Origin of the sequence: Actinosynnema mirum DSM 43827, assembly GCF_000023245.1 — a bacterium.
Taxonomy (GTDB): Bacteria; Actinomycetota; Actinomycetes; order Mycobacteriales; family Pseudonocardiaceae; genus Actinosynnema; species Actinosynnema mirum.
The window spans coordinates 876,356-891,285 of the sequence record NC_013093.1 but is presented as its reverse complement, the minus strand read 5'-3'; the positions used below and the strand labels follow the sequence as shown (position 1 = coordinate 891,285).

The 14,930-nt window shown below is 72.2% G+C and carries 15 protein-coding genes; 5 read left to right on the top strand and 10 right to left on the bottom strand.

What is annotated here, in order from left to right; all coding sequences use genetic code 11:
* Window positions 1–27 precede the first annotated feature (27 nt).
* From AMIR_RS04070 to AMIR_RS04040, 7 genes are all read right to left on the bottom strand, one after another.
* Complete coding sequence (locus tag AMIR_RS04070) at window positions 28–918, bottom strand: SDR family NAD(P)-dependent oxidoreductase (protein WP_012783434.1); 891 nt, start codon at window positions 916–918, stop codon at window positions 28–30.
* Between the two features lie 336 nt (window positions 919–1,254).
* A complete protein-coding gene (locus AMIR_RS04065) occupies window positions 1,255–2,439 on the bottom strand; it encodes an ABC transporter ATP-binding protein (protein WP_041837352.1) in 1,185 nt (394 codons plus the stop codon).
* A gap of 6 nt (window positions 2,440–2,445) precedes the next feature.
* Complete coding sequence (locus tag AMIR_RS04060) at window positions 2,446–3,291, bottom strand: carbohydrate ABC transporter permease (protein ID WP_012783432.1); 846 nt, start codon at window positions 3,289–3,291, stop codon at window positions 2,446–2,448.
* Window positions 3,291–4,247 carry a carbohydrate ABC transporter permease gene (locus AMIR_RS04055; RefSeq protein WP_012783431.1) on the bottom strand — a complete coding sequence of 319 codons (957 nt, stop codon included), beginning with the start codon at window positions 4,245–4,247 and terminating at the stop codon, window positions 3,291–3,293. Before AMIR_RS04055 ends, AMIR_RS04060 begins: the two co-directional genes overlap by 1 nt.
* Window positions 4,244–5,506 (bottom strand): ABC transporter substrate-binding protein, encoded by a 1,263-nt coding sequence (locus AMIR_RS04050; protein WP_012783430.1) that lies wholly within the window; start codon window positions 5,504–5,506, stop codon window positions 4,244–4,246. The genes AMIR_RS04055 and AMIR_RS04050 overlap by 4 nt, the downstream gene beginning before the upstream one ends.
* 425 nt (window positions 5,507–5,931) lie before the next feature.
* A complete protein-coding gene (locus tag AMIR_RS04045) occupies window positions 5,932–6,429 on the bottom strand; it encodes a YflT domain-containing protein (protein WP_049797070.1) in 498 nt (165 codons plus the stop codon).
* 299 nt (window positions 6,430–6,728) lie between these two features.
* Window positions 6,729–7,688, bottom strand: coding sequence for an HpcH/HpaI aldolase/citrate lyase family protein (locus AMIR_RS04040; RefSeq protein WP_012783428.1), 960 nt, complete (start codon window positions 7,686–7,688; stop codon window positions 6,729–6,731).
* Window positions 7,689–7,797: 109 nt separating this feature from the next.
* Between AMIR_RS04040 and AMIR_RS04035 the strand changes: the two genes are divergently transcribed.
* The 4 genes from AMIR_RS04035 to AMIR_RS04020 are packed head-to-tail and all read left to right on the top strand — an operon-like array spanning window position 7,798 to window position 10,848.
* Window positions 7,798–8,133 (top strand): PNPOx family protein, encoded by a 336-nt coding sequence (locus AMIR_RS04035; RefSeq protein ID WP_245554581.1) that lies wholly within the window; start codon window positions 7,798–7,800, stop codon window positions 8,131–8,133.
* Window positions 8,130–8,987 (top strand): aminoglycoside phosphotransferase family protein, encoded by an 858-nt coding sequence (locus AMIR_RS04030; protein ID WP_012783426.1) that lies wholly within the window; start codon window positions 8,130–8,132, stop codon window positions 8,985–8,987. Before AMIR_RS04035 ends, AMIR_RS04030 begins: the two co-directional genes overlap by 4 nt.
* 27 nt (window positions 8,988–9,014) lie before the next feature.
* The gene (locus AMIR_RS04025) at window positions 9,015–10,265 is read left to right on the top strand and encodes a magnesium transporter MgtE N-terminal domain-containing protein (protein WP_012783425.1); all 1,251 of its coding nucleotides are present in this window, start codon (window positions 9,015–9,017) and stop codon (window positions 10,263–10,265) included.
* Complete coding sequence (locus AMIR_RS04020) at window positions 10,258–10,848, top strand: DUF1003 domain-containing protein (protein WP_012783424.1); 591 nt, start codon at window positions 10,258–10,260, stop codon at window positions 10,846–10,848. Before AMIR_RS04025 ends, AMIR_RS04020 begins: the two co-directional genes overlap by 8 nt.
* A 15-nt stretch (window positions 10,849–10,863) precedes the next feature.
* On the opposite strand, the gene AMIR_RS04015 is transcribed toward AMIR_RS04020, so the two are convergent.
* Window positions 10,864–11,367 (bottom strand): MarR family winged helix-turn-helix transcriptional regulator, encoded by a 504-nt coding sequence (locus AMIR_RS04015; RefSeq protein ID WP_012783423.1) that lies wholly within the window; start codon window positions 11,365–11,367, stop codon window positions 10,864–10,866.
* A 148-nt stretch (window positions 11,368–11,515) separates the two neighbouring features.
* On the opposite strand from AMIR_RS04015, the gene AMIR_RS04010 reads away from it, so the two are divergent.
* Window positions 11,516–12,661: an Mrp/NBP35 family ATP-binding protein gene (locus AMIR_RS04010; RefSeq protein ID WP_012783422.1), complete on the top strand. Its 1,146-nt coding sequence runs from the start codon at window positions 11,516–11,518 to the stop codon at window positions 12,659–12,661.
* 181 nt (window positions 12,662–12,842) lie between these two features.
* Here AMIR_RS04010 and tatB read toward each other — a convergent pair whose 3' ends face one another.
* Entirely contained in the window at window positions 12,843–13,232 is a 390-nt protein-coding gene (tatB, locus tag AMIR_RS04005; protein ID WP_012783421.1) for a Sec-independent protein translocase protein TatB, read from the bottom strand.
* Window positions 13,233–13,343: 111 nt separating this feature from the next.
* Window positions 13,344–14,882 (bottom strand): S1C family serine protease, encoded by a 1,539-nt coding sequence (locus AMIR_RS04000; protein ID WP_012783420.1) that lies wholly within the window; start codon window positions 14,880–14,882, stop codon window positions 13,344–13,346.
* Window positions 14,883–14,930: the final 48 nt, after the last annotated feature.

Genomic DNA, 14,930 nt, shown 5'->3' with positions numbered 1-14,930 from the left:
AGCCAGGGAGTGCGAGCGCCGCCGGCCCTACCGGGTGTGCGCGGGCGCGATCAGCTCACGGGTCAGCGGGGGCATCCGCTTCTCCAGCCCGTACGGCTCCAGGTGCGCCTGGAACAGCTCGGTGAACGCCCGCTCCACCGCCGCGTCGTCCCACGCGTCGCTCTCCAGGATCGGCTGCTTGAACTGCGGGTGCCCCACCAGGTGCAGGTGCTTGCCGTTGCACCGGACCACCTGCCCGGTGATGCCGCGCGCCGCGTCCCCGAGCAGGAACACCACCAGCGGCGCGACCTTCGCGGGCACCCGGTCGGTCGTGACCACGCCCCTGGCGCGCGGCGAGGCCACCACCATCCGCGTGTGCGCCACCGGGCAGACCGAGTTGACCCTGATCCCGTCCGGCTCCAGGTCGAGCGCCCACGACGAGCTGAGCGAGGCCACCGCGCCCTTGGTCGCCGAGTACGTCCCGAGCTTGCGCTGCCCCAGGTAGGCCCCGGACCCGATGTTCACGATGGACCCGCCGCCGCCCTGCTCGCGCATGGCCCTCATCGCCGCGACGCCGGTGTAGATGACCCCGAGCAGGTTCACCTCGACGGTGCGCCGGATCTGCTCCGGGTCGTCCTCCCAGGGCTTGGACTCGTAGTTCACCCCGGCGTTGTTGACCAGCCCGTCGATCCGCCCGAACTCGTCGGCGCAGGTGCGGATGATCTTCTCGGCCTGCGCGGGGTCGGCGACCGAGTGCCCGCTGGCCACCGCGATCCCGCCGGAGTCCCGGATGCGCCCCGCGACCCGCTCGGCCGTGTCCGCGTCCACGTCGTTGACCACCACCGAGGCGCCCGCTCTGGCCGCCTGCTCGGCGTAGGCCTCACCCAGTCCCCGTCCCGCACCCGTGACGACGACCGCTTTCCCGGCCAGAGCACCCATAGCGCGCACCACTCCCCTAACCAGAAGCCTCGCAGCGGTTCTCCCGTGCTCTCCCCTGCTTCGACCAGCTTGAGGAGGCCGCTGAGCGGTGCGGGCCGGGTTGCGGCGAATTGCGTTCGGGCTGCGCTGAATGGCTTATGGAGTTCAGCGCGGCGTATGGCCCCGACTGATCGGCCCGCACCCCCTGGTTCACGCGAAAGGGGACGCCCCGCGTCGCCGGGCGTCCCCTTTCCTGAGCCGTGCGGTAGGCGGACCGCCGCAGGGCGGTCCGCGACCGATCAGCCGATCACCGCGCCGGATCGCTCACCGGTTCACCCGCCCGCGTCACTCCCCGCGTCACTCGCCCGCGTAGGTGAGGTTGCGCCCGCTGGACGGGTCGAACAGCTGCACCTTGTCCGCGTCGAACCACACCTCGGCCTGCTGGCCCTCCACCGCGGTGGACGCCGCCGACAGCCTGGTCACCAGCGACACCCCGGAGCCGGGCACGTCGACCGACCCCGCGTCGGCGGCCAGCTCCTCCAGCTCGGCGGAGGTGGCCTGCTCGCCGTCGACGCCGAAGTACGCGTACTTGTCCGACCCCATGGACTCCAGCACGTCCACGTGGCTGGTGAACGTGACGCCCGCACCGCGCACCGACTCGTCCACGAGCCTGGCGTCCTCGAAGTGCTCGGGCCGCAGCCCGAGGATGACCTCGCGGGGCGCGTCGCCGCGCTCCAGCAGCGACTTGACCCGCGCGGACAGCGGGATGTCGCCGAGCGCGGTGCGCAGCTGGTCGCCCTCGATCCCGGCGGGCACGAAGTTCATCGACGGCGAGCCGATGAAGCCCGCGACGAACAGGTTGGCCGGGTGGTCGTAGAGGTGCTGGGGCGCGCCGACCTGCTGCACGTGCCCGCCGCGCATGACCACGACCCGGTCGCCCAGGGTCATCGCCTCGGTCTGGTCGTGGGTCACGTAGACCATGGTCGTGCCGAGCCGCTTCTGCAGCCGCGACACCGAGGTGCGCATCTGCACGCGCAGCTTGGCGTCGAGGTTCGACAGCGGCTCGTCCATGAGGAACGCCTTGGGGCTGCGCACGATCGCGCGCCCCATCGCGACCCGCTGGCGCTGACCGCCGGACAGGTTCGCGGGCTTGCGGTCCAGGTGCTGGCCGAGGTCGAGGATGTCCGCGGCCTCCTTGACCTTGCGCTGGACCGTGGCGTCGTCGACCTTGGCCAGCCGCAGCGGGAACGCCATGTTCTCCCGCACGGTCATGTGCGGGTAGAGCGCGTACGACTGGAACACCATGGCGATGTCGCGGTCCTTGGGCGCGCGCTCGTTGACCCGCTCGCCGCCGATCCGCAGCTCGCCGGAGGTGATGTCCTCCAGGCCCGCGATCATGTTGAGGGTGGTGGACTTCCCGCAGCCGGACGGGCCCACGAGGATGACGAACTCGCCGTCACCGATCTCCAGGTCCACGTCCCGCACGGCCACCGCGCCATCGGGGTACTGCTTGCTCACCTTGTCGAGAACGATCTCTGCCACGCCCACTCACCCCTTGACGGCGCCGGAGGTCAGCCCGGCCACGATGCGACGCTGGAAGAACAGCACGAACACGATGATCGGGACCGTGATGACCACCGCCGCGGCGGCGATGGAACCGGTCGGGTCCTCGAACTGGGAGCTGCCGGTGAAGAACGACAGCGCGACCGGCACGGTCCGCGAGGACTCGGTGGAGGTCAGCGAGATGGCGAACAGGAAGTCGTTCCAGCAGAAGATGAACACCAGGATGGCCGTGGTGAACACGCCCGGCGCGGCCAGCGGGGCGATGACCCGCCGGAACGCCTGGCCGGGGGTGGCGCCGTCCATCTTCGCCGCCTTCTCCAGCTCCCACGGGATCTCCCGGAAGAACGCGGAGAGCGTGTAGATCGCCAGCGGCAGCGCGAACGTGGTGTACGGCAGGATCAGGCCCGGCCAGGTGTCGAACAGCCCGAGGGTGCGCTCGATCTCGAACAGCGGCGACACCAGCGAGATCTGCGGGAACATCGACACCAGCAGGGACACGCCGACGAGCAGGCGCTTGCCGGGGAAGTCGAGCCTGGCGATGGCGTAGGCGGCCATGGTGCCGAACACGACGGCGATCGCGGTGGCGATCAGGGCGATGCCGATCGAGTTCACCAGCGCCCGGACGAACTCGCTCGTGGTGAAGATCGCCTGGTAGTTCTCCAGGGTCCACTCGCGCGGGATGAAGTTCCCGTCCGCCAGGGTCGCGGGCGTCTTGAACGACAGCGACACGATCCACAGCACGGGGATCAGCGCGTAGGCGACCACGACGGTGTTGAGCACCGCCCAGCGGGCCTTGCGGCCGGTGGTGACGGCTCCTCCGGTCCCGGCCATCAGCGCCTCCCCGTGTTGTCGCTACCGGGGGCAGCGGTGCCGAACAGCTTGACGAAGATGAACGCGATGATCGCCACCGCCACGAAGATCAGCACGGACATGGTGGAGCCGATGCCGAGGTTCAGGCCCTTGATGAGGTTGTTGTAGCTGACCATCGACACCGACGACGTGCCCTGCGAGCCCGCCGTCAGCACGAACAGGTTGTCGAAGATGCGGAACGCGTCCAGGGTGCGGAACAGCAGCGCCACCAGGATGGCCGGCTTCATGACCGGGATCATGACCTTGACGAACCGCTGCCACGGGCTCGCGCCGTCGACGGCGGCGGCCTTGAGCAGGTCCTCGGGGACCAGCGCCAGGCCCGCCATGAGCAGCAGCGCCATGAACGGCGTGGTCTTCCAGACCTCGGCCAGGATCACGATCATGATGGCCGGGACCTTCTCGGTCAGCACGGGGTCGCCGCCCGCCAGCTCGGCGAGGTAGCCGGTGCCGGGGGTCCAGGCGTAGCGCCAGGAGAAGGCGGCCACGACGGTGACGATGCCGTACGGGATGAGCGAGGCGGTGCGGACGATGCCCTTGCCCACCAGGGTGCGGTGCATGATCAGCGCGAGCGCCATGCCGAGCACGAACTCCAGCACGACGGACACGAACGTGATGATCAGGGTGATCCACAGCGCGTCCCACCAGTACGGGCTGGAGAGCACGGTGGCGTAGTTCTCGAACCAGACGAACTCCTGGCGGTCCGGGAACTTCAGGTCGTAGCGCTGCAGGGACAGCCAGAAGGAGTAGAGGATCGGGTAGCCCGCGACCAGGGCCATGATGAGGATCGCGGGCAGGCACAGCAGCAGCCCGAGGCGGCGCTCGGCGCGCTTGCCCTCGCTCAGCGCGGCCTTGGCCTTCTTGTCCAGCGGGGCCTTGGCGGCTCTGTCCGAAGTGGACGCATCGGCGGTCTGGCTCACGGCAGGACCCCCTTCGAGTCGAGCGCGTCCTGCAGCTCGGACTTCAGCCGCTCGGCGGTGGCCTTCGGGTCGATGCCCGCGGGCGGCGACAGGATCGTGGAGATGACCGTGGAGACGTTCTGGTACGCCGGGGTGCTCGGCCGGATGCTCGCGGTCTTGAGCGTCTCCAGGATGGCTTCCTTCATCGGGTACGGCTCCGCCATCTCCGGGTCGGAGTAGATCGACTCGATGGTCGGCGGGACGCCGTCGTTGATGGCGGCGAACTTCTGGTTCTCCGCGTTGCGCAGGCAGCTGATCGCGTCGAACGACTCGTCCGGGTGCTCGCTGTAGGAGCTGACGGCGTAGTTGATGCCGCCGACGGTCACCTTGGACGGGGTGCCCTCGTCGATCGCCGGGTACGGGGCCCACTTGAAGTGCGGGGCCAGCTCCGGGCGCTTCTGCGCGGCGGCGTAGACGAACGGCCAGTTCAGCTGGAAGGCCGCCTTGCCCTCCTCCATGGCCAGGCGCGCCTGGTCCTCGGCCGCGTTGGAGAACGACGGGTCGACCACCTCGGAGGTGGCGAACTCCTTGAGGACCTCCAGCGCCTTCACCGCGTTGTCGTCCACGACGGCCTTGGTGCCGGACTCGTCGACGATCGCGCCGCCCGCGGAGTTGACCAGCGTGTTGTAGAGGACGACGAGGCCCTCGTACTGCTTGCCGGTGGCCTGCACGAGACCGGGCTTGCCCTCGGCCTTGAGCTTGGCGCCCATCTCCATCATCTCGGCCCACGTGGTGGGCGGGGTCGGCACGAGGTCGTCCCGGTACCAGAGCAGCTGGACGTTCGTGTTGTCCGGCGCGGCGTAGAGCTTGCCCTGGTAGCGGGCGGTCTCCAGCGGCGTCTCCAGCGTGCCGTCCTCGACGGCGCTCTTGGCCTGCCCGGTGAACTCCCTGATCCAGCCCGCCTCGGCGAGCTCGGCGGTCCAGGTGACGTCCAGGCCGAGCACGTCCATGCCGGTGTCGCCCGCGGCGAGCCTGCGCACCAGCTGCTCGCGCTGGCCGTCGGCCTCGCGGGGCAGCTTGTGGTAGACGATCTCGTACCCGTCGGCTTCCGCGTTGCAGCGGTCGACGATCTGCTGGAAGCTCTCCTGCGGGTACTTGTACACGTTGACGACGAGCCCTCCGCCGTCCGAACCGCAACCCGCCAGCACGGAGGCCGCCAGCGCGGCGACTCCCCCCGCGGCGGCAAGCCGACGACGCGGTGTCGCGCCCCTCATCCCCATATCGGTCATGCCTCCTTCCTGACAACGTGGAGGAGCCAGACCGCAGTGCCCGGCACCCCTTCGTGCCCCCACCGGTCCCCTCGCGGGGGCGATCGGTGGGACGAACCTAGGCCCGGTGATCAGGTGCCGCAACCACCTGCGACAGCGCAAGAGACCTGAACGGCCGTTACCCGTTCGAGGGGTTCGGCAAACCACGTGCCGGATAAAGGTTTGAGCCGCCGGACGGGTGCGCGGGCGTTCGGCCCAGCGGTGGGGCCGAACGGGGGCCGGGTGGACCGCTGGTGTGCGGAGAACGGCGGCGGGTGCGAGTGGTGCTCGCGGAACGGTGACGGGCGAAGGGCATGGCCACGCGCGCAAGCCGCCGGGTTCACGGGGAACCCGGCGGCTTGCGCGGTGTCGTTCGCCCTGGGGCGGTTGCTGTTCGGCTACAGCCCGCCGTCGCCGGACCCGGCGGGCCGCATGGCGAGCTTGGCGAGCAGGTCGCGACCGCGCTCGGCGGAGCGGGGCTGGCAGAGCACGTCGTACCGGCCCGCGACGAGCTGGCTGGCGGACTGGAAGTCGCGCCTGCCGCGCGAGGAGCCGTAGCCCACCGCCGCGAAGATCATGCCGAAGGCGACGCCGGTGACGACGCCGACCAGGATCGGTCCCGCCCACGCGCCGGTGGTGGGGCTGAACAGGCTCAGCAGCACGCCGACGAACACGCCGAACCACGCGCCCGACGCGGCGCCGGTGCCGAGCACCCGGCCCCAGGTGAGCTTGCCGGTGACCCGCTCGACCATCATCAGGTCGACGCCGACGATCGTGACCTCCTGCACCGGGAAGTCGTCGTCGGCCAGGAAGTCGACCGCGCGCTGCGCCTCCTCGTAGGTGGCGTAGGAGCCGATCGGCCAGCCGCTGGGCGGCGTGGGCAGGCGGGGCGGCATTCCGGGCCGGTTCTGCCCCTGGCCGGAGAACGAACTCGTCACGGTGACCACCTCTTCGCGCTGCTGATCTCCCCATCCTGCCAAGACCGGGCGAACAGCGCGAAACGGGTTCGCGGGACGCTGAAGCGCCGGTGATCCGCCCGACATCGGGAACTTCCCGCGCCGGGGCGCCCGCGGGTGGTGGAAACCGTTGAGAGCGCCCGATTTCTCCCTTTTCACGGTGGTCACCCGGCCTCCCGGCGGCGCGGGCCGCGCGCGCGGGCGTGACGGTCGCCACCCCCTGGCCGGCCGGGGCGCGCTCACCCCTCGGGCGTCCACACGTCCGTGCGCCGCATCCCCGCCGCGCGCCCCTTGCCCGAGATCACCAGCGCCATCTTCCGCGACGCCTCGTCGATCATCTCGTCCCCGAGCATCGCCGCGCCCCGCGCGCCACCCGCCGCCGACGTGTGGTGCTCGTACGCGTCCAGGATGTTCTCCGCGTGGTCGTAGTCCTCCTGCCGGGGGCTGTAGACCTCGTTCGACGCCTCGATCTGCCCTGGGTGCAGCACCCACTTCCCGTCGAACCCCAGCGCCGCCGACCGGCCCGCCACCCGCCGGAACCCGTCCACGTCGCGGATCTGCAGGTACGGCCCGTCGATCGCCTGCTTCCCGTGCGCCCGCGCCGCCATCAGGATCTGCATCAGGATGTGGTGGTACGCGTCGCCCACGTCGTACCCCGGCGGCTGCTCGCCGACCACCAGGGTCTTCATGTTGATCGACGCCATGAAGTCCGCAGGCCCGAAGACGAGCGCCTCCACCCTGGGCGAGGCGGTCGCGATCGCGTTCACGTTCACCAGCCCCAGCGCGTTCTCGATCTGCGCCTCGATCCCGATCCGGCCGACCTCGTGCCCCGCCGCGCGCTCCACCTGGGTCAGCAGCAGGTCCAGCGCCGCGACCTGCTCCGCGCTCTGCGCCTTCGGCAGCAGCAGGCAGTCCAGGTTCGCCCCGGCGCCCTCGACGACCTCCACGACGTCCCGGTAGGTCCACTCGGTGGTCCAGTCGTTGACCCGCACCACCCGCGTGCGCGTCCCCCACCCGCCCTCGTTGAGCGCCTCCACGACCCGCCTGCGCGCGTCCGGCTTGGCCAGCGGCGCGCACGCGTCCTCCAGGTCCAGGAAGACCTCGTCGGCGGGCAGGCCGCGCGCCTTGTCGATCATCTTCTGGCTCGACCCCGGCACGGCGAGGCAGGAGCGGCGGGAGCGGGTCGTGCGGTCGGCCACGGCGGGACCTCCTGGGGCGGGGAGCGGGCGAACCGCAGACTGGCACGGGGCCGAACCGCCCGCCATCGGGCTGAGGGCCGGCTCACAGCGGCTGTGGCAGGCTGGGCGGGTGGAGATCGGGCAGGTGCTGGACAACGCGCTGCGCAAGGCCGCGGCCATCTGGGTGGCCCCCGACGGCCACCCGGCGAAGCTGGTGTGGGCGCTGTGGCGCGACGGCGCGGCGCTGGTCGTCACCGGCGGCACCGAGCAGCGCGTCGACGGGCTGGCCGACGGCGTCCCCTGCACCGTCACGGTCCGCTCCCCCAGCACCCACTCGCACCTGCTCACCGCGACCGCCACCGCCCGCCTGGTCACCCCGGACGAGGACACCGCGCTCGCCCTGCGCACCGCCCGCCTCAACGCGAACCCCGAATGGGATTCGGTGCACCGCTTGGAGTTCCCGTGATCGAGGTGCCCCCCGGGTTCGGCCAGGCGCTCGACGGCGCCGGGGACTGGATCGCCGACCTGCCGAAGCTCGCCACCCGCGCGTGCGCGACCTGGCAGCTGACCCCCGACGGCGACCTGCTGTCCGGCATGACCGCCGTCGTGCTGCCGGTGCGCCGCGCCGACGGCTCCCCCGCCGCGCTCAAGCTGGTCTGGCAGGACGTCGAGACCAGGGGCGAGCCGCTCGCGCTGCGCGCCTGGGACGGCGACGGCGCGGTGCGGCTGCTGGAGCACGACCCGGACACCGGCGCGCTGCTGCTGGAGCGCCTGCACGCCCGCCGCTCGCTGCTGGACGTCCCGATCGCCGAGGCCGTCGCGGTCGCCGCGGGCCTGATGCGCAGGCTCGCCCTCCCCGACGCCACCGGGTTCCGGCGCGCCGAGCCGGTCGACGTCACCGCCGAGAACGCCGCGGTCGGCTCCCCGGCGCCGTCGCGGATCGCCGAGGCCGCCACCGAGCTGGGCCGCGAGCTGACCGCGAACGCCGCGCGCCTGCTGGTGAACGAGGACGGGCACTACGAGAACGTGCTGGCCGCCGACCGCGAGCCGTGGCTGGTGATCGACCCGAAGCCGCTGTCCTGCGACGTGGAGGTCGGCGCGGTCGCCCTGCTGTGGAACCGGATCGCCGAGCTGGACGGCGAGCGCGGCGTGCGCGAGCGGCTGGCCGCCGTGGTCGACGCCGCCGGGATGGACCCGGAACTGGCGCGGAACTGGGCGTTCTACCGGGCGGCGAGCGCGTGGCCGTGGTTCAGCGCGCAGGGCTTCGACGTCTCCCCCGGAGCCTGCGAGACGATCACCCGCGCGCTCAGCCCGCGCTGACCGCCGCGCCCCACTAGCCTTGTCCCCGTGGTCGGAGTGAACCGGGTCTTCGCGGCCCAGCTGGCCGGACTGCCCGTGTTCGGGCCGGACGGGGAGTCCATCGGCAAGGCCCGCGACCTGGTCGTGGGCCTGCGAATCGACCGACAACCCCCGCGCGTGCTGGGGCTGGTGGTGGAGCTGGTGACCCGGCGTCGGATCTTCGTGCCGATGCTGCGGGTCACCTCGATCGAGCCGAACGCGATCATCCTCGCGACCGGGTCGGTGAGCCTGCGCCAGTTCCACCAGCGCGCCAACGAGGTGCTGGTGGTCGGCGAGCTGATCGACGCCCGCGTCACCGTCGGCGGGACCGCGGCCGTGCTGGTGGACGCCGCGATGGAACCGGCCCGCACCCGCGACTGGCGGATGACCAGGGTCGCCGTGCGCGAGCGCACCGGCAGGCTCGCCCGCAGGGGCAAGGTGCAGGTGCTGCGCTGGGACGAGGTCGTCGGCCTGTCGGTGAGCGAGGTCGCGGGCCAGCCGCAGGGCGCGCAGCACCTGGTGGCGATCTTCGAGACGATGCGCGCGGCGGACGTGGCGAGCGCGCTGCACGACCTGCCGCTCAAGCGCCGCTACGAGGTCGCCGAGGCGCTGGACGACGAGCGGCTCGCCGACGTCATCGAGGAGCTGTCCGAGGACGACCAGAAGGACCTGCTGGCGCACCTGGACGACGAGCGGGCCGCCGACGTGCTGGAGGCGATGAACCCGGACGACGCGGCCGACCTGCTCGCCGAGCTGCCCGAGCGGGACAAGGAGCGGCTGCTGGAGCTGATGGAGCCGGAGGAGTCGGCCCCGGTGAAGCGGCTGCTGGAGTACAGCTTCGACACGGCGGGCGGGCTGATGACGCCGGAGCCGGTCGTGCTGGCCCCGGACGCGACCGTGGCCGAGGCGCTGGCCCACGTGCGCAACGCCGACCTGACGCCCGCGCTGGCCAGCATGGTGTTCGTGTGCAGGCCGCCGACCGCGACCCCGACCGGCCGCTACCTGGGCTGCGCGCACATCCAGCGGCTGCTCCGCGAACCCCCGTCCGACCTGGTCGCGGGCGTGCTCGACACGGATCTGCCGACGTTGCCGCCGGGCGCGAAGCTGGGCGAGGTGACGCGGTACTTCGCGGCGTACAACCTGGTGTGCGGGCCCGTCGTGGACGAGGCCGACCACCTGCTGGGCGCGGTGACCGTGGACGACGTCCTGGACCACCTGCTGCCGGACAACTGGCGGGAGACGGGGCTGACCCATGCCTGAGCCACAGGGACGACGGCGGCTGGACCAGCCGCGCTCGGCGGGCCGGTTCCGGCTGTCGCTGGACCCGGACGCGTTCGGCAGGCTCTCCGAGCGGCTGGCCAGGTTCCTCGGGACGGGCACGTTCCTGTTCTGGCAGACCATCATCGTGGTCGCGTGGATCGCGGTGAACCTGCTCGCGGTGTCGCTGCGCTGGGACCCGTACCCGTTCATCCTGCTGAACCTGGCGTTCTCCACCCAGGCCGCGTACGCCGCGCCGCTGATCCTGCTGGCGCAGAACCGGCAGGACGACCGGGACCGGGTGTCGCTGGAGGAGGACCGGCGGCGGGCCGAGCAGACCAAGGCGGACACCGAGTACCTGGCGCGGGAGCTGGCGGCGCTGCGGATCGCGGTGGGCGAGGTCGCGACGCGGGACTTCCTGCGCGGCGAGCTGGACCGGGTGTTCCGCGAGGACCGGAAGAAGAGCGGGAAGTCGAAGAAGCAGCGCGAGGAGCGGGACGGCGACGAGCGGGAGCCCGGCGAGGGCAAGGGGCGCAAGGACGACAGCCGGTGGGACGACCCGAAGCTGGACGACGTCCGGTCGTAGCCGGACCGCCCGCGCTCACCCCTCGGCGAGCTTCTCGCAGATCCGCCGGAACTCGGCCAGGTCCTCGCCGTCGAGCGCGTCCGCGAAGTGCCTGGCCACCCCGCGCAGGTGCGTCCCGGACGCGCCGCGCAGCCGGTCCAGCCCGGCCTCGGTGAGCACCGCGACCACCCCGCGCCCGTCCCCGTCGACCCGCTCGCGCAGCACCAGCCCGGACCGCTCCAGCCGGTCCACCAGCCTGGTCACCCCCGAGCGGGACAGCAGGACGGCGTCCGCCAGCTCGGTCATCCGCATCCGGCGGTCCGGGCGCTCGGCGAGCTGCACCAGCACGTCGTACGAGGCCAGGGTGAGCCGCTGGTCCAGGACCAGCTCGGCCTCCAGGGTGCGGGTGAGCCTGGCGTGGGCCCTGAGGAACGAGCGCCACACCACCAGCTCGTCGCGGGTCGGCGCGCGTCTGGTCGGGCCGGTGTCGGACACGGGAGCCGATGTTACGGAAAGCGTCGGCGCGGGAAGGAAGAGCATCACGAAGCCCGCTGGTCGCACTGGGAGCAGCCCTTTCCGGGACTCCGGTGTCCTGACGCCCTTCGCGACCTCAGGGGTAACTTGGAAGGACAACGGCCGCCCGTAGCATGGCTGGTCCCGAACCGCAGTCCACCCCCGTGAGGCGATCTTGACCACCACACAGCCCGTGCCCAGCACCGCCGACGTCCAGAAGGCGCTGGCCGGTGTGCAGGACCCCGAGATCCGGCGGCCCATCACCGAGCTGGGCATGGTCAAGGACGTGTCGGTCTCCCCGGACGGCAAGGTCGACGTCGCCGTCTACCTGACCGTGTCCGGCTGCCCGATGCGCGACAGGATCACCGCAGACGTGACGTCGGCGGTGTCGGCGCTGCCCGGCGTGACGTCGGTGGCGGTCGAGCTGGACGTGATGAGCGACGCGCAGCGCACCGAGCTGCGCAAGACCCTGCGCGGCGGGGTGGACGAGCCGGTGATCCCGTTCGCCCAGCCCGGTTCGATGACCAGGGTGTACTGCGTGGCCTCCGGCAAGGGCGGGGTCGGCAAGTCCTCGGTCACGGTCAACCTGGCGGTGGCGATGGCCGCGCGCGGCCTGTCGGTCGGCGTGGTCGACGCGGACATCTACGGGCACTCGATCCCGAGGATGCTCGGCACCGAGGACCGGCCCACCCAGGTCGAGAAGATGATCATGCCGCCGCAGTCGCACGGCGTGAAGCTGATCTCCATCGGCATGTTCACCCCCGGCAACACCCCGGTGGTCTGGCGCGGGCCGATGCTGCACCGGGCGCTCCAGCAGTTCCTCGCGGACGTGTTCTGGGGCGACCTGGACGTGCTGCTGCTCGACCTGCCGCCGGGCACCGGCGACATCGCGATCTCGGTGGCCCAGCTGGTGCCGAACGCCGAGATCCTGGTCGTGACGACCCCGCAGCAGGCCGCCGCCGAGGTCGCCGAGCGGGCCGGGTCGATCGCGCTCCAGACGCGGCAGCGGATCGCGGGCGTCATCGAGAACATGTCGTGGCTGGAGCTGCCGGACGGCACCAGGGTCGACGTGTTCGGTTCCGGCGGCGGGCAGGCCGTGGCCGACTCGCTGACCAAGGCCGTGGGCGCGGACGTGCCGCTGCTCGGCCAGGTCCCGCTGGACCCGAGGCTGCGCGAGCAGGGCGACGCGGGCACGCCGATCGTCCTGGCGGAGCCGGACTCGGCGGCCGGGCAGGTGCTGACCGAGGTGGCCGGGAAGCTGTCGACGCGCTCGCGCGGGCTGGCGGGCAGGCTGCTGAGCGTCTCCCCCGCCGGGCGCTAGCCCCGAGGCGCAGACCCCAGGGGCCGGACCCCGTGGACCGGCCCCGAAGACCGGCCCTTGAAGACCGGCAAGCCCCCAGAACGCCCGAGAGCCGCTCTCCCCGAGGGGAGGGCGGCTCTCGTCGATCATCGGTCGTCAGGGGTCCAGCGGGCCGCTCAGGCCGCGCGGAGCGGCGTGGCGCTCAGGTCGCGTCCGGGTCGTACGGCGGGCGCTCGTTGTGCGCGAGGGGCCGCTGCGGCGGGGCCTGCTCGGTGGGGACGGGCGGGTAGCCGGTCGACGGGTGGCCGTTCGGCTTCTCGTCGGGCTGGTCGTCCCACAGGTGCTTGGTGATGGCCTGCTTGGGGTTGAAGTTCCGCAGCTCCCGCAGGTCCTCCAGCGGCTTGCGGATCTGCTCGAACTCCGGGCCCATCTCGTTCTTGAGCTGCTCGCGCGCGCCGGTCGCGTACTCCTTGACCTGGCGGATGGTCCGCCCCAGCCAGGCGGCGGCGTCCGGCAGCCGCTCCGGGCCCAGGATGAACAGGCCGGCCAGCACCAGCACCAGCAGCTCGCTGAATCCGACGTTCTCGAACACCTCGCGCCCTTCCGCAGACCGACCGCTCCCAGCGTAGCCGCACCGGCGCGGTGGACCGCGTGCTCCGTCGGCCCCATCACGCTGGGCCACCGGAGCGCTGCGGGAACCCGGTCAGTCGGAGCGGAGGGTGACCTGCAGGGTCAGCTCGCGCCCCTGCCTGGCCAGCACCACCGGCACCGTCTCGCCGATCTCGTGCTCGCGCACCGCCACGGTGAACTCGGCCGCGTTGCGCACCAGCCGGTCGCCGACCTTGGTGATGACGTCGTTCTCCACGATCCCCGCCGCCGCCGCCGCGCCGTCGGCGGGCACGTTCTGCACCCGCGCGCCCTCGGCGGTCTCGGCGGACACCGAGCTCACGTTGACGTTCATGTCGGCGTGCTTGACCTGGCCCTCGCGGATCAGCTCCTGGGAGACCCGGCGGGCGTAGTTGCCGGAGATCGCGAAGCCGAGGCCGACCGAGCCGCCGGTCTCGGTGCGGATCGAGGAGTTGATGCCGACCAGCGCGCCGGAGGAGTCGACCAGGGCGCCGCCGGAGTTGCCGGGGTTGATCGCCGCGTCGGTCTGGATCGCGTCGTAGGTGACGGCCGGGCCGCCGTTCTCGCCCGCCGCGGTGACCGGGCGGTTGAGGGCGCTGACGATGCCCTCGGTGACCGTGTTGGACAGCGACAGCGGCGAGCCGATCGCCAGCACGGTGTCGCCGACCTGCAGGTCGTCCGAGTTCCCGAACTGGATCACGGTCGGGTTGGTCACCTCGACCTTGATCACCGCCAGGTCGGTCTTGGAGTCGCGGCCGACCACGCGGGCGGTGGCGCGCTTGCCGTCGGTGAACACGACGGTCAGCTTCGCCGAGCTGTCCTGCACGGCCGGGGCGACCACGTGGTCGTTGGTGAGGACGTAGCCCGCGCCGTCGATGACGACGCCGGAGCCGACGCCCGCGATGTTGGCGCCCTTGAACTCGATCGACACCACGCCGGGCGTGACCCGGCTGGCGACGTCGGCGACCGAGCCGACCGGGCGCTCCTTGGCGGTCTTGACCTCGGCGAGGGTGACGCTGCCGTCGGTGAGCGGGTTGCCCATGCGGCCGAGCGCCCAGCCGACGAGCCCGCCCGCGCTGCCCACGGCGAGCACGACGACGAGCAGCAGCGCGAGGGCGGTGGGCTTGACGCGCCTGCCGAACAGCAGTTCGGGCACGCTCAGCTGCGGGCCGGGGGTCGCCGGGGCGTCGGCGGGCTTGGCCGGGTCCTCGCCGACGGCGGGCGGGCCGATGACGGCGCTCGCGCCCGGATCGCGCCAGGCGTCACCGGCGGGCTCGCCCTTCCAGAAGACCGGCTCGACCTCGGGCTCGCCGGAGGCGTCCAGGTTCGGCGGGCGCTGCAAGCGGGTCCCGCCCTCGCCGGCCGGGCGGCCGAACGCGCTGCTCAGCGCCTCGGGCGTGGGCGGGGCGAGGGTGACGGGCTGCTGCCGCGGGGCCTGGGCGCGGCCCGCGAAGGCGCCGTCGACGCCGTGCGGGCGGCCGAAGGCGGTGGTGAGGGTCGGGTCGACGGGCGGGCGCTCCAGCGGTCGCGGCGCGAGCCTGCGGTGGCCGCCGTCGTCCACACCGGACACGGGCGTCGGGGGCCGTTGGCCGTTGCCCTGCTCCAGCTCGCTCATCGCTCCCCGAACGTTGCCATGCGTGCGTTGCGGGGCCATCGTGCCCGG

Excerpts from the sequence above, each read along its gene's own strand:
- AMIR_RS04045 (WP_049797070.1), bottom strand. The coding sequence starts at position 6,429 with ATGCCGCCCCGCCTGCCCACGCCGCCCAGCGGCTGGCCGATCGGCTCC.
- AMIR_RS04015 (WP_012783423.1), bottom strand. The coding sequence starts at position 11,367 with ATGCTCTTCCTTCCCGCGCCGACGCTTTCCGTAACATCGGCTCCCGTG.
- AMIR_RS04000 (WP_012783420.1), bottom strand. The coding sequence starts at position 14,882 with ATGAGCGAGCTGGAGCAGGGCAACGGCCAACGGCCCCCGACGCCCGTG.
- AMIR_RS04060 (WP_012783432.1), bottom strand. The coding sequence starts at position 3,291 with ATGGCCGGGACCGGAGGAGCCGTCACCACCGGCCGCAAGGCCCGCTGG.
- AMIR_RS04070 (WP_012783434.1), bottom strand. The coding sequence starts at position 918 with ATGGGTGCTCTGGCCGGGAAAGCGGTCGTCGTCACGGGTGCGGGACGG.
- AMIR_RS04050 (WP_012783430.1), bottom strand. The coding sequence starts at position 5,506 with ATGGGGATGAGGGGCGCGACACCGCGTCGTCGGCTTGCCGCCGCGGGG.
- AMIR_RS04020 (WP_012783424.1), top strand. The coding sequence starts at position 10,258 with ATGCCTGAGCCACAGGGACGACGGCGGCTGGACCAGCCGCGCTCGGCG.